General features: G+C 64.3%; 12 protein-coding genes. 7 read left to right on the forward strand and 5 right to left on the reverse strand.

Features of this window, described 5'->3' with window-relative positions:
- The gene (locus tag FYJ28_RS10340) at positions 1-1545 is read right to left on the reverse strand and encodes a long-chain-fatty-acid--CoA ligase (RefSeq protein WP_154579194.1); all 1545 of its coding nucleotides are present in this window, start codon (positions 1543-1545) and stop codon (positions 1-3) included.
- A 184-nt stretch (positions 1546-1729) separates the two neighbouring features.
- Between FYJ28_RS10340 and aztD the strand changes: the two genes are divergently transcribed.
- Both aztD and FYJ28_RS10350 read left to right on the forward strand, forming a co-directional pair.
- Positions 1730-2968 carry a zinc metallochaperone AztD gene (aztD, locus tag FYJ28_RS10345; protein ID WP_154579195.1) on the forward strand — a complete coding sequence of 413 codons (1239 nt, stop codon included), beginning with the start codon at positions 1730-1732 and terminating at the stop codon, positions 2966-2968.
- A gap of 145 nt (positions 2969-3113) precedes the next feature.
- The gene (locus FYJ28_RS10350; RefSeq protein ID WP_229780381.1) at positions 3114-3758 is read left to right on the forward strand and encodes a ScbR family autoregulator-binding transcription factor; all 645 of its coding nucleotides are present in this window, start codon (positions 3114-3116) and stop codon (positions 3756-3758) included.
- Between the two features lie 304 nt (positions 3759-4062).
- On the opposite strand, the gene FYJ28_RS10355 is transcribed toward FYJ28_RS10350, so the two are convergent.
- On the reverse strand, positions 4063-4878 hold the full coding sequence (locus FYJ28_RS10355; RefSeq protein ID WP_326831654.1) for a manganese catalase family protein: 816 nt from the start codon (positions 4876-4878) through the stop codon (positions 4063-4065).
- Between the two features lie 26 nt (positions 4879-4904).
- On the opposite strand from FYJ28_RS10355, the gene FYJ28_RS10360 reads away from it, so the two are divergent.
- Both FYJ28_RS10360 and FYJ28_RS10365 read left to right on the forward strand, forming a co-directional pair.
- Positions 4905-5042, forward strand: a complete 138-nt coding sequence (locus FYJ28_RS10360; RefSeq protein ID WP_326831650.1) for a hypothetical protein — start codon at positions 4905-4907, stop codon at positions 5040-5042.
- Between the two features lie 57 nt (positions 5043-5099).
- Positions 5100-6560: an aminotransferase class I/II-fold pyridoxal phosphate-dependent enzyme gene (locus FYJ28_RS10365; protein ID WP_326831651.1), complete on the forward strand. Its 1461-nt coding sequence runs from the start codon at positions 5100-5102 to the stop codon at positions 6558-6560.
- A gap of 22 nt (positions 6561-6582) precedes the next feature.
- Here FYJ28_RS10365 and FYJ28_RS10370 read toward each other — a convergent pair whose 3' ends face one another.
- Complete coding sequence (locus FYJ28_RS10370; protein WP_154579199.1) at positions 6583-8232, reverse strand: RecQ family ATP-dependent DNA helicase; 1650 nt, start codon at positions 8230-8232, stop codon at positions 6583-6585.
- Between the two features lie 152 nt (positions 8233-8384).
- The gene (locus FYJ28_RS10375) at positions 8385-9269 is read right to left on the reverse strand and encodes a dihydrodipicolinate synthase family protein (RefSeq protein WP_154579200.1); all 885 of its coding nucleotides are present in this window, start codon (positions 9267-9269) and stop codon (positions 8385-8387) included.
- Positions 9270-9333: 64 nt separating this feature from the next.
- Here FYJ28_RS10375 and FYJ28_RS10380 point away from each other — a divergent pair, with 64 nt between their 5' ends.
- Positions 9334-10416: a serine hydrolase domain-containing protein gene (locus tag FYJ28_RS10380; RefSeq protein ID WP_154579201.1), complete on the forward strand. Its 1083-nt coding sequence runs from the start codon at positions 9334-9336 to the stop codon at positions 10414-10416.
- 46 nt (positions 10417-10462) lie between these two features.
- Here the strand turns inward: FYJ28_RS10380 and FYJ28_RS10385 are convergent, their stop codons facing one another.
- Positions 10463-11023: a GNAT family N-acetyltransferase gene (locus FYJ28_RS10385; protein WP_154579202.1), complete on the reverse strand. Its 561-nt coding sequence runs from the start codon at positions 11021-11023 to the stop codon at positions 10463-10465.
- 113 nt (positions 11024-11136) lie between these two features.
- Here FYJ28_RS10385 and FYJ28_RS10390 point away from each other — a divergent pair, with 113 nt between their 5' ends.
- Positions 11137-12645: a SulP family inorganic anion transporter gene (locus FYJ28_RS10390; protein WP_229780382.1), complete on the forward strand. Its 1509-nt coding sequence runs from the start codon at positions 11137-11139 to the stop codon at positions 12643-12645.
- Positions 12646-12817: 172 nt separating this feature from the next.
- The coding region (locus tag FYJ28_RS10395) for an SDR family NAD(P)-dependent oxidoreductase (RefSeq protein ID WP_154579204.1) at positions 12818-12943 on the forward strand (126 nt) is incomplete at its 3' end.

Here is a 12943-nt window from a genome sequence, read left to right on the forward strand (position 1 = left end):
TTAGGCGTCCGCGGTGGCCGCCTGGGCAGCGGCCTGTTCGTCACGGATCTGCCGTTTGAGGATCTTGCCGGTTGGACCCTTGGGGAGTTCATCGGCAAAGACCACCCGCCGCGGATACTTGTAGGCTGCCAGCCGGTCCTTGGCGAACTGCTGGATCTCCGCCGCCAGGGCCTGCCGCTCCTCGTCACCCGCAGGCAGGTTCTCCGCCTTGAGCCCGATGACGGCGGCGATCTCCTCGCCGTTGAGCTCGTCAGGGACGCCGACGATGGCCGCCTCAGCTACCGCCGGGTGCTCGTACAGGATCTCCTCCACTTCGCGCGGGTACACGTTGTAGCCGCCGCGCAGGATCATGTCCTTCTTCCGGTCGACTATGTAAATGTTGCCCTCGTCGTCGAATCTCCCGAGGTCCCCGGTGCGGAACCAGCCATCCGGAATCGCTGCCGCCGTGGCTTCGGGGTTGTTCCAGTACCCCTTCATAACGCCCAGGCCGCGGACGGAAATCTCACCGATTTCGCCAATCGGAACATCGTGCCCGGCACCGTCCAGCATCCGCACTTCCATGCCGTAGACCGGTTTGCCGATTGAACCCGGCGGACGTGTGTCCCCGGGCAGGTTGAAGGAGACAATGGGGGAGGTCTCGGAAAGTCCGTAGCCTTCGAGCAGGTCGTTGCCGAAGACCTCCTCGAATTCGCGCAGGACTTCCAGCGGCATGGCCGATCCGCCCGTGATGGCACCCCGCAGGGACGAAGTGTCCGTTGAGGCCACATCCGGGTGCCGGAGCATGGCGATGTACATGGTTGGCACGCCCTGGAAAATGGTGACCTGGTCTCTTTCAATGATTTCCAGTGCGGCGGCAGCGTCGAAGCGCGGCAGCATGCTGATGCTTGCGCCGGTCAGGACGGCTGCATTCAGGGCGGAAGTCTGGCCGAACACATGGAAGAAGGGCAGGCCCCCGAAGATCACGTCTGATTCGGTGGTGTCCAGCAGGTTCCGTGCCACCTCTGCATTGCTGCGCAGGTTGTTGTGGCTGAGGGCTGCACCCTTGGGGCGTCCGGTTGTTCCCGAGGTGTACAGGATGACGGCGATGTCTTCATCGTCCACCTCTGCGACGCCGTCGTCGGCTTCGCTGTCTGCCAGCAGCTGCCGGAAGCTGCCTGTGTTGACCGGAATTACATCGACTCCTCCGGCCTCCTCAGCGCCGGCAACAGCCTCCGGCAGCATCAATTCGAAGGCGAAAAGCAGGCCTGCCCCGGAGTCGGAGAGGGTGTGCGCAACTTCGCGGCCCTTCAGCAGCGGATTCATCGGAACGACTACCGCTCCATACCGAAGCACCCCGTAGTACACCGAAGCCATCGGTGGAATGTTCGGCATCATCAGCGCGACCCTGTCTCCCCGCTGCACCCCGCGGGCGCGAAGGAGGCCGGCCACCTGGGCGCTCATGGCATTCAATGCGGAGTAACTGATGACCGTGTCATTGATCCGCAGGGCAGTCTGGTCCGGAAGGCGGGCGGCTGTCTCGGCCAGGATTCCAGCGAGGTTCGGCATGGACGATCTCCTTTGATCGGAAGCGGAAGGAACCGCTGTGCTGCCGAGGCTACCAACCGTGGAGCGCCGCGGGAATGCCCGTACTGCAATCGGGCACCCTGCATGTCCCGGCGCCCGGAGAGCGGGGAAATAAGCGGTTCGTAACTTAAACGATAATGATTCTCATTTAAGTTATGGTTTCTGCATGAACTTCCTCAAAACGCCCTCCGCTTCTGCGGCGGCCCTGACCCTGTCCGCCCTTTTGCTCTCAGCCTGCAGCTCACCATCGGGCTCAACCCCCGCTGGTAGTTCGTCCTCGGAGCCCGCAGCTTCTCCTTCCATCCAGGAACAGTCCGCAGCGGCGCCCCGGCTTGTACTCACCCATGACGGCGGCCTCACCGTTTTCGGTGCCGAATCCCTGGAGCCCATCTCCGAGATTCCGCTTGAGGGTTTCCTTCGACTCTCCAGCGCCGGAGACGGAAGGCACCTTGCCGTGTCAGCGAATGAGGGATTTCACCTGCTGGACACCGGGAGCTGGTCTGAGGCACATGGCGACCATGCCCACCACTACACTTCAGAGCCGTCCCTGACCGGAGCCGTCGTGAAGGCGGCTAAGCCCGGTCATGTTGTGTCCGCTGCCGGACAAACGGCGTTCTTTGACGATTCGACCGGCACGGTGAGCTTCGTGGGCACAGACAGTCTCGGGGACGGGCGCCTCGAGACCGAAGAAGTGCAGCTGCCGGAGGCCCACCACGGAATAGCGGTACCGCTCGACGGCGGTGGGCTGCTCGCCAGCGTGGGTTCCGTGGAGGGGAGGACAGGCGCTGCAGTTCTGGACGCCGGCGGCACCGAGTTGCTACGCAGTGACGAATGCCCGGGCCTCCACGGAGAGGCTGCAGCCGCGGGATCACTGGCCTTTGGCTGCGAGGACGGAATGCTGGTCTACCGGGACGGCAGCTTCCACAAGGTGCCGAGTCCAGACAGCTATGGCCGCATGGGAAACCAGGCAGGTTCGCCCGAATCCACGGTGGTGCTGGCGGATTACAAGACTTACCGCGATGCTGATCTTGAACGGCCCGAACGCGTAGCGCTGGTGGATACCGCCTCGGAAAGGGTTCAGCTGGTGGAGCTGGGTACCAGCTATACCTTCCGGTCACTGGGCCGCGGTCCGGCCGGAGAAGCCCTGGTACTGGGAACCGACGGGGCGCTGCATGTCATAGATGCCGGAACTGGAGTCGTGGCCTCCAGCATCTCCGTAATTGATCCCTGGGAAGAGCCCGCAGACTGGCAGCAGCCGCGGCCGGCGCTCCAGGTCCTGGGGAGCACGGCCTACGTCACGGATCCGGCCGGGTCCAGGCTGCTCGCGGTCGACCTCGCCACCGGGTCGGTGGCCAGGTCTGTGCAGCTGCAGCACACACCGAATGAGATCCGCGCCGCGCTGTAATGCGCCGGCGCGCTTTCCCTTCCGGGAGCCAGCTGTTTGGGTGGACCCCAGTGCCGGGAACCGTTGTAACCCTTTTCCGTATCGATCGGTTTGCATCTACCTTGGGAGGTGGGGGCAGCTAACTGAAGGACTTACCATCAGAGATTTGCAGGACAGGGCGAAAGCTACACGGGAGGCCATTCTGGCCGGAGCGGCCTCGATATTCGAGGAACTCGGGTACGGCCGTGCCTCACTGAGCCAGGTGGCAGTTCGGGCCGGTGTTACAAAAGGCGCGCTCTATTTCCACTTTCCTTCGAAGGAGGAACTGGCGCGGGCCGTGATTGCGGAGCAGCATGCGTTTATCACCGCTGATAACACCGCAGTCCTTGAGCGCGGTCTCCCGCCCCTGGAGTCCATGATCCTGATCTGCCGGCGCTTCGCCGGCAACCTCCTTGCCGAACCGATTGTCCGGGCGGGAATCCGGTTGACCCTGGAAGCTTCTTCCTTTGACCAGGATGTCCGGCAGCCGTATTCGGACTGGGTGGCCCTTATGTCCGGCCTGGCCTCGCAGGCTCAGCGCCGCGGACAGCTTCGCGACGGTCTGGACCCTGCCGGGTTCGGTCAGTTCATAGTGTCCTCACTGACGGGGGTCCAGATTGTCTCAGCGGTCCTCACTGAACGAGCTGACCTGCTGGAACGGGTCGAAGACATGTGGACGATCCTGCTGCCAGGCGTTGTCACTGCCGGTTTGAAGAGCCAGGTCCCTGCACTTGCCCGGTACTCCGGGGCGCCGCTGGGCCAGCACTCGTAGATTGTTTGTGACCGGCAATTACAAAACCGGTCAACCGTCTTGTTTTTATCGAATCTGGGCCTTAGGCTCTGGGCTGTGGGGGTACTGGGGAGAAATCCGGTGGCCCCAGTTTCCTGCCTATGCGGCTGGCCGTGGCGAACACTGGAGTGGAGTTCGGGGCCTGCCTGAGTCGGGTATGCGGGCCACCGGTTCGCAGTAGGGGAGGGCGGGTGGCGGCTGTGGCCGCCACTCGCCCTGTACTGTTCCCGCTGCTCACTCAAATTCCCGCGTAGCCGGATCGGCCCCGGGTTGTGAATGATCCCAACTACTCCTTCCGGAGTTTATCCTGGACTACACCCGAGACCTTCTCCACGGTGTTCGGCAGTTCGGTTGTGCCATAGAACCGCGAATCGGGATGGGTGGGCGGGGGCATGGGAACCGACGTCGTGGGGCCGTCGTGGTAGGTAAACTCGCCCTTGCCATCCGGGGTTGGGCCGGAAGCCCAGGAGCCCTCTGCCGCCGCCGCGCCGTCGGAAAAGTTCAGGTACTGGTAGGACACTGAGCGCTCTTCCTTGTTGATCGGGAAGTTGCTCGGCACGGGCAGCATCTCGGCACCTTCTTCCTGCAGCTCACGGGCCGCCGCCAGCCACTGGTTCTGATGCATCGTGTCCCGGGCAAGCAGGAAGGAGAGCATGTCCCGGACCCCGGGGTCATCTGTCATGTGGTACAGCCTTGCGACCTGGACACGCCCCTGCATTTCGGCGTTGGCGTTCGCGGTGAAGTCGGCCAGCAGGTTGCCGCTGGCAGTGATGTAGCTGCCCTGCCAGGGGTTGCCGTTGCTGTCCACGGGGCGGGCTCCGGCTCCGGCGACAATGGCCTGCTGCATGTCGGTGCCGCCGATGACGGCTGCGATGGCCGGATCGGACTGTACGGCATCTTCGGTGATCCCCAGCGGTGCCTTTTCCAGCAGCTGCGCGATCATGGTGGCCAGCATCTCAACGTGGCCGAACTCTTCGGCTCCGATACCGAAGAGCAGATCCCGGTATTTACCGGGGATGTGCGAGTTCCAGGCCTGGAAGCTGTACTGCATGGCCACTGTGATCTCACCGTACTTCCACGACGGGTGCCGGAGGACCGGGATCCCTGGAAGGCCAGCCCGCCGGAACCGTGTTTATCGGGTGGAGCCTGCGCGGAGAAACCGGGCATGCCAAGCATTCCTTCGACGGCGGACCGGCGGAAATACTGGAGCAGACCGAAGCCGCGGCGCTTCAGCAGCTGCTGGAGCTGGCGCAGAAGGCCCAGTAGCTCCGGTCCCCTCCCCGGCCGCACCCGTCACCCGCATAACCGGCGAAAGGAAGTCCTGTGGATCAGCGCAAAGCACCAATCCTTGAGGCTCTGGCGGCGTACCACCAGCACGACCGGTACGGTTACACGCCACCGGGGCACCGGCAGGGACGGGGAGTGGACAAGCGGACCCTGGACGTCATCGGTGCCGACGCCTTCGCCAATGACATCCTCGCTTCCGCGGGGCTCGATGACCGTTCATCCTCCAACGGCTACCTTGCCGAGGCGCAGGAGCTCATGGCCGATGCCGTGGGTGCGGAGCATGCCTTCTTTTCAACCTGCGGGAGCTCACTCTCGGTTAAGGCCGCCATCCTTGCGGTTACGCGCGGGACCGGGGACATCCTCATTGGCCGCGATGCCCACAAATCCGTCACTGCGGGACTAATCCTCTCGGGCCTGCAGCCGCGCTGGATCCGCCCGCGCTGGGACAACGAGCTGCGCCTGGCCCACCCGCCGTCGCCCGAAACGGTTGAGGGGATGTGGCAGCGCCATCCCGACGCGGCAGCGTGCCTGATCGTCAGCCCTAAACCGTACGGAACCTGCGCAGACATCCAGGCGATTGCCGAGATCTGCCACCGGCGCGGTAAGCCCTTGATTGTTGACGAAGCCTGGGGCGCGCACCTGCCGTTCCACGACTCCCTCCCCACCTGGGCCATGGATGCCGGCGCCGATATCTGCGTAGTGAGCGTGCACAAAATGGGCCTTGGCTTCGAACAGGGTTCGGTCTATCACCTGCAGGGGCAGCTGGTGGACCCGATACGGCTGAAGCAGTGTGCCGACCTGCTGGCCACGACCAGCACCAACGTGCTGATCTACGCCGGCATGGACGGCTGGCGCAGGCAGATGGTCCGGCACGGTGAAAAGCAGCTGGACGCGGCGCTCCAGCTGGTCGAAACCACCCGCGGACGAATCAACGGGCTCCCCGGCCTCCACGTACTGCATGATGAGCTCATCCGTGAGGAGGCTTCGCACGATTTCGACCCGCTGCATGTGCTGATCGATGTCCAGCAGCTCGGCGTCAGCGGCTACCAGGCAGCGGACTGGCTGCGCGAAAACGCCAGGATCGACGTCGGGCTGAATGATCACAGGCGGATCGAAGCCACTTTCTCGCAGGCAGACAACCGCCAAAGTGCTGACCGGCTCCTCGAGGCCCTGGGTTCCCTCGTGGAAGCTGCACCCGGGCTGCCGGTCCCTGCTCCGGTCGAGCTGCCCGATTCCGCGGACCTGGAGATGGAAACCGTGCAGCTTCCGCGTGACGCCTTTTTTGGCCCAGTGGAGGTCGTTCCAGTCAGCGAGGCAGCAGGCCGGATCGCAGCCGAGCAGATCACCCCCTACCCGCCCGGGGTGCCGGCCATCCTGCCCGGGGAGCGCATCAACGCGCGGGTCATCGACTACCTGGTGTCCGGTGCCAAGGCAGGAATGGTGCTGCCGGACCCGGCGGACCCGAGCATGGAGACGGTCCGCGTGGTGCAGGAGTAGCTCCGGGTGTCCGGAACGGGCGTCAGGCCGGTTCCAGCAGGTCCTTCTGCTGCACCAGCTCCAGGGACAGCGTCTTGTAGCCCTCGGATTCGAAGAGCACCGTGACGGTCTCATCCTCATAGCTCATCACCATGCCCGGTCCCCATTCCCTGTGCACTACCCGGGACTGCAGGGGGAACGGCTGCGGGGCGGCGGATTCGGCCGGTCCCAGCTCCTCTCCCTCCTGCTCGGCACGTTCGCAGTTGTCGCAGAAACCGCACATGTCCGGAGCGTCTTCGCCAAAGTAGTTCAGCAGGAACCGCCGGCGGCATTCGCTGCTCTCCGCGTACTGCCGCATCATCTCCAGCCGGGACTCTTCAATGTTCCTGCGCTGCTCTGCGAAGTCGACCGCGTTCTTCACGGCGGTCTTCACCCCGACGCCGGACCGGGCGGAGTAGCCCTCATCCGAGGCTGAAACGGAGCCGGACTGCTCCAGCTGGCCCAGCAGGGAAGAAACCCGGCGGGCGTTTAGGTCAAGCTCATCCCGCAGGTCGGCAGCGGACACCGGGTCGCTGCGCTTATTCACCGCTTTATAGAGGGCGGAAAGAGCGTCCTCGTCTGCTGACTTCGCAGCGAAGAACCGCCGGATTCCCAGGTCCTCAGGGCGGTAGTGCAGGAAGATTTCAGTGGGTTCGCCGTCGCGTCCTCCACGGCCGATCTCCTGGTAGTAGCTGTCAACCGAGTCGGGGACGTCCGCGTGCACCACAAACCGCACGTTGGGTTTGTCGATCCCCATGCCGAATGCCGTGGTGGCAACGACGATGTCCAGCTCATCCGCGAGGAACTGCTCATGGATGAGATGCCTGTCTTCATGGCTGCGGCCTGCGTGATAGGCATCCGCGCGCAGTCCGGACTGCTGCAGGGCTTCGGCATACTCCTCGGTTTCCCTGCGGGTGGCGACGTAGAGCAGTCCGGGGGAATCCAGCCGTGCAACCTGGTTCAGGATGGCACGGCGCTTCTCGTCGGCATCCTCATACCGTCCCGCGGCAAGATGCAGGTTTGGGCGGTCGAAGCCCAGGGAAATCTCCACCGGGTCACGCATTCCAAGCTGTTCCACGATTTCTGCGCGCACCGGGGGTGCCGCGGTGGCGGTCAGGGCAACCACGGGCTTGTCCAGCGCCCGTACCAGGACGTCCAGCTGCAGGTAGTCCGGCCGGAAATCGTGCCCCCAGGCCGACACGCAGTGCGCCTCATCGACTACAACCAGGGAAACCTCCAGGTCCTCCAGCTGCGCGAGCACCTCCTCGCGGGCCACCTGCTCCGGGCCCAGGAACAGGAACTTGGCCGTTCCGTTGCCGTCGTTCCTTTTTGCTGCCGCCCATGCCTCGTCCCAGTAGGTCTGCGACTGGCCGGAGTTGAGGACGTAGGCAACGGTGCTGCCAACTGCCTCGTTGATCGCCTCCGCCTGGTCCCGCTGGAGCGCAATCAGCGGTGAAACCACGACGGCGGTGCCCGGCAGTGCCATAGCCGGCACCTGGTAGACGGCTGATTTCCCTGCGCCGGTGGGCATCACGCAGACTACGTCCCTGCCGTTCACGGCCGCTTCCATCGCTTCGAGCTGGCCGGGCCGGAAATCATCCCACCCAAAAACCTCGGAAGCGGTGCGCTGCAGGTCGGCGCGGGACGGTGACATGGGCATTCCTCCTGGGGCGTTTTCCGGGATTATCAGCTTACTGACTAGTCCCTGCTCATGTCGCATCGTCCATCGAGATGGCAGATAAGGCTCTTATGGGGGCTCAAACGAGCCGTTTCTGCTTTCTCGATGAAGGGTCCGGGTTCGGGAGCTCAGGTAGTTGTAGCTAGTTCCAGTTCCTCCAGAGCGCCGGCCACCCGCCTGCGCTGCGCCGCACTGAGGCCCTGCACCGGAAGCGGAAGGCAGTTCTGCGGGACCAGACCCAGCTCCTCGGCGATGGCCGCAATAACCCGGAGGCTGCCGTGCTCGGCGAAGAGCTCCCAGAGGGGTGCCAGCCGGGCCGATTCTGCAGCTGCGTCTCCGGTGCGGGCTGCGCTAATGATCCCCCCTGCCACTTCGGGCAGTGTGCCGGCCACAACTGAGTACCAGGCGTCGCATCCTGCAGTGAGCGCTTCTGCTGCAGCTGCGTCACCCGAAATGCCGAGGGTGACGTTCTCGGGGATGACGGCACGGACAGAGCGGATCCTCTCCCGTGCCTGGCCTGCCGGGGGAGGGGGAATCTTGATGGAGGCGATCCCGGGGAGCTCCGCAATCCGCCCGTAGAGCTCGGTGCTGAAGGTGAAATGGGTCGTGCCGGGGTTGTCGTAAACAATGACAGGTAAATCCGTGGCGTCGGTGACATCGCGGAAGAGGCCGTACACGTCCTCGTCCGTCAGCACCTGGTAGCTCACCGGCGCCAGCAGGATTCCGGCGGCGCCGGCCTCCTCCGCAGACCGGACATTCGCCAGGACCTCGGAAGTGCGCAGTGCGCCGACGCCGGCGATCAACGGCTTCGATCCCTTGTGAGCGGCAGCCAGCTGCACCACGCGCCCGCGTTCTTCCGGGCTCAGGTAGGCGTAGGAACCAGTGGAGCCTAGCACTGCGATCGAATCGACCTCCGACTCTGCCAGCCGGCTCACCAGGGCGGAGAAGGAACCCTCATCCACGGCGTCGTTCTGCAGCGGGGTCAGTGGGAAAGCGCTCAGGCCGGTAAACAAAATGCGAATTCCTTCCGGTACCGGCAGCGAAGAGGCATCCTCCGCTGCACGTTAGTATTGGGTTATGTTCCCAGACATCGACGCCGAAGCCGTGGACCGCATCCTTCATGACGCCGCCTCCCGTCATGAGTTCTCCGGAGCTGTCCAGCTGTCCCGCGGCGGCAGGGTCCTGCACGAAGGCGCCTACGGTGTGGCCTCCCGGCGCTGGGGCGTGCCGGTCTCCCTGGGCACACGGTTCGACGTCGCTTCCGTCACCAAATTGTTCACGTCGGTTGCGGTGCTGCAGCAGGTGGATGCCGGGGCACTGGCGCTGGACTCGCCGATTGGGCGGTTCGTTGAACTGGGCGGCACCCGGATAGATCCCGACATCACCATCGGCCAGCTTCTGACCCACACCTCCGGCATCGGGGACGACGCCGATGAAGAAGCCGGCGAATCCTACGAAGACCTGTGGGTGGACAAGCCCACCTACTCGGTTACCAGGACTGCAGATTTCCTGCCGCAGTTCGTGCACAAGGAGCCGAACTTCGCCCCCGGCGCCGGCTGCCGCTACTGCAACTGCGGCTACATCCTCGCCGGGCTGGCGCTGGAGACTGTGACCGGGACGGGCTACCGGGACTACGTCCGGGAACACGTCTTCGCTGCCGCTGGCATGAAGGATTCGGGGTTCTTTTCCATGCGGGACGCGGTCCCGAACGTCGCCGAGGGATGGGACCCGGTCCGGGATGGCGCCGGCAAGGTGATCTCCTGGCGGCAGAACATCTTCAGTTATCCACCGATCGGCTCGCCGGACGGCGGCGCCCACTCAACCGCCGCTGACCTGGTTCGTTTCCTCGACGCTGTTCGGGGCGGAAGGCTGATGTCCGCGGAATCCACTGCTGCGTTCCTGAGTCCGCAGGTCAAGCACTCGGATTTGGATGCCGGGGAGCTGCACTACGGCTACGGACTGGAGTTCCGGCTGGACGCGGACGGCCAGGTCGGCCTGATTTACAAGGACGGCATCAACGCCGGGGTCAGCGCCTTCCTGGGGTATTACCCGCAAGCGGGCGTAACTGCGGCGCTGGTGTCCAACTCGGAGGACGGAGCATGGGGGCCGCTGAAGGAGATCACCGGCCTGCTGCAGTCCGCGCAGGCCCCGACGCCCTAGGGCAGGCGACCCTGCCGGCGCTGCCAGCTGGACGCAGGAACGAGTTTTACGGTCCTCCGGACCGCGCGGCCGAGAAGACCAGCATGTCCCGCTGTCCACCGCCCGCCAGCTGATAACCACTGCGAAATCCGCTCCTGATGTATCCGGACCGTTCGGCTGTCCGAATGGATCCGGCGTTCCACGGCTCAATGAACAGGTCTATTCGATTGAGGCCGGCCAGCGACCAGGCGAAGCCGGTCAATGCAGTAAGGGCTTCGGCCGCAAATCCATTCCGGCGGAAGGCTGGGGCAATGGCATATCCGGCGCTCGCATAGCCGTCGGCCAGATGCGACAGCCACAGACCGCAGTGCCCCACCGGGACGCGGGCACCGACGTCCTCAATTGTGAAGGAGAAGCCCCTGCCTTCGCTGTGCCGGTGCTGCTGGCGCTTCACCCAAGCCCGCGCTTCGTCCCTGTCCGCGCGGTGCGGGAGGGTGCCCGTCGCTGACACGTAGGGATCCTCGGCCAGCGCCATTGCCATGCCGGCATCGGACTCGCATACGGGACGTAGGCGGACCCTGCCATGGCTGGGTTCGGGGGAGGGCCAGGGCGGCAGGGGTTCAGGCATGGAACCATTATTGGCCGGAAGCCGGGCGGCGGTAATCTTGAACCGGATTCGACGCACGGCCCCGGCAATCCGCTCCGGACGCCGAACCTTCCCTGCACCTGAATGGAACTGCCTTGTCCCTTCCTGCCCCAAGCCCTGCACCGGAATCTGTTCCGGACATCCGTCAATCCGTGCTTGCCACCCTGCGCTCTCCCCGCCTGCTCAAGACAGAGGTGCTGGCCGGCCTGGTGGTGGCGCTCGCCCTGATTCCCGAGGCGATCGCGTTCTCGGTGATTGCCGGCGTCGACCCGCGGATGGGCCTGTTCGCTTCCTTCACCATGGCCGTCACGATTGCGTTCGTCGGCGGCCGCCCGGCCATGATTTCCGCGGCGACCGGTGCAGTGGCCCTGGTTATTGCACCCGTTGTGGCCAACTACGGCGTGCAGTACCTGGTGCCGACCGTGATCCTCGCAGGGGTCCTGCAGATCCTGCTGGCCATCGTTGGCGTCGCGAAGCTCATGCGCTTCATTCCCCGGTCCGTCATGGTGGGCTTCGTTAACGCGCTGGCCATCCTGGTCTTTTCCTCACAGCTGCCCGAACTCATTGGTGTGCCGTGGCTTGTCTACCCGGTCACCGCCGTCGGGCTCCTGATTGTTTTCCTGCTGCCGCGCCTGACGACGGCGGTGCCGGCGCCGCTTGTCGCCATTGTGCTGCTGACCATCGCAGCCGTAGCAGCTGGATGGAACATCCCGACGGTGGGGGACAAGGGAGAGCTTCCCGAATCCCTTCCTGCCCTGCTGTTCCCGGACGTTCCGCTGAACCTGGAAACCCTGAAGATCATTGCCCCGTACGCAGTAGCGATGGCATTCGTCGGGCTGCTGGAATCACTGCTGACAGCAAAACTGGTGGATGACATCACGGACACCCGGTCCTCCAAACCGCGTGAAGCCGCCGGCCAGGGAATTGCCAACATTGTCACCGGATTCTTCGGCGGCATGGGTGGCTGCGCCGTGGTTGGCCAGACCATGATGAACGTGAAGGCCTCCGGGGCGAGGACCCGCATTTCGACTTTCCTGGCCGGAGTATTCCTGCTCATCCTGGTGGTGGTGCTGGGGGACATCGTGGCCTTGATTCCCATGGCGGCGCTGGTGGCAGTCATGATTTTCGTGGCCTACGCAGCGTTCGACTGGCACAGCATCCGCCCGTCCACGCTGCGCCGGATGCCCAAGTCGGAGACAGCAGTCATGCTGATCACCGTGCTGGCGACGGTGCTCACGCACAACCTTGCGATCGGCGTTGGGACGGGCGTCCTGGCTGCCATGGTGCTCTTCGCCCGCCGCGTGGCACACTTTGTCACCGTTCAGCGGACAGTGGCGGACGACGGCGCATCGGTTACCTATGCGGTGCAGGGCGAGTTGTTCTTCGCGTCCTCGAACGACCTCTACACCCAATTCGAATATGCGCTGGATCCCAGTGACGTGGTGATCGACCTCAGAGGTGCCCACGTCTGGGATGCATCAACGGTGGCGGCGCTGGATTCGATCATCGAAAAATACCGCAGCAGGGGAAAGTCCGTGGAGGTTACCGGGCTGAACCAGGCCTCACTGTCCATCCGGGACAGGCTCACCGGGGAGCTGCCCTAGCTCCGTTTACGGCCCTCCTCCTTCGGGCCAGCCGCTCCGGTCGAGGCCCGCTCCGGAGCCCGCATTTAATAGATGCTGACTTCAACCGTTGACTTTCTCAACCATTCCCGTGAGGATGGAACAAAAGAGCAGGTCAACGGTGCCCGGTGCTGCCGGGAGAAGGAGCCACATCATGTCCCTTTCGGGCAAAGTCGCGATTGTTACCGGTAGTGGGCGGGGTCTTGGGTTGGCGTATGCCCGGGAGCTGGCCCGGCAGGGTGCTGCTGTGGTGGTGAACGATGTTGAGGCGTCGGTTGCG

Origin of the sequence: Arthrobacter sp. BL-252-APC-1A (assembly GCF_009696625.1) — a bacterium.
GTDB lineage: Bacteria > Actinomycetota > Actinomycetes > Actinomycetales > Micrococcaceae > Arthrobacter_B.

Coding starts and splice junctions, on each gene's coding strand:
- FYJ28_RS10340 (WP_154579194.1), bottom strand. CDS start 1,545: ATGCCGAACCTCGCTGGAATCCTGGCCGAGACAGCCGCCCGCCTTCCG.
- aztD (WP_154579195.1), top strand. CDS start 1,730: ATGAACTTCCTCAAAACGCCCTCCGCTTCTGCGGCGGCCCTGACCCTG.
- FYJ28_RS10370 (WP_154579199.1), bottom strand. CDS start 8,232: ATGTCACCGTCCCGCGCCGACCTGCAGCGCACCGCTTCCGAGGTTTTT.
- FYJ28_RS10380 (WP_154579201.1), top strand. CDS start 9,334: ATGTTCCCAGACATCGACGCCGAAGCCGTGGACCGCATCCTTCATGAC.
- FYJ28_RS10385 (WP_154579202.1), bottom strand. CDS start 11,023: ATGCCTGAACCCCTGCCGCCCTGGCCCTCCCCCGAACCCAGCCATGGC.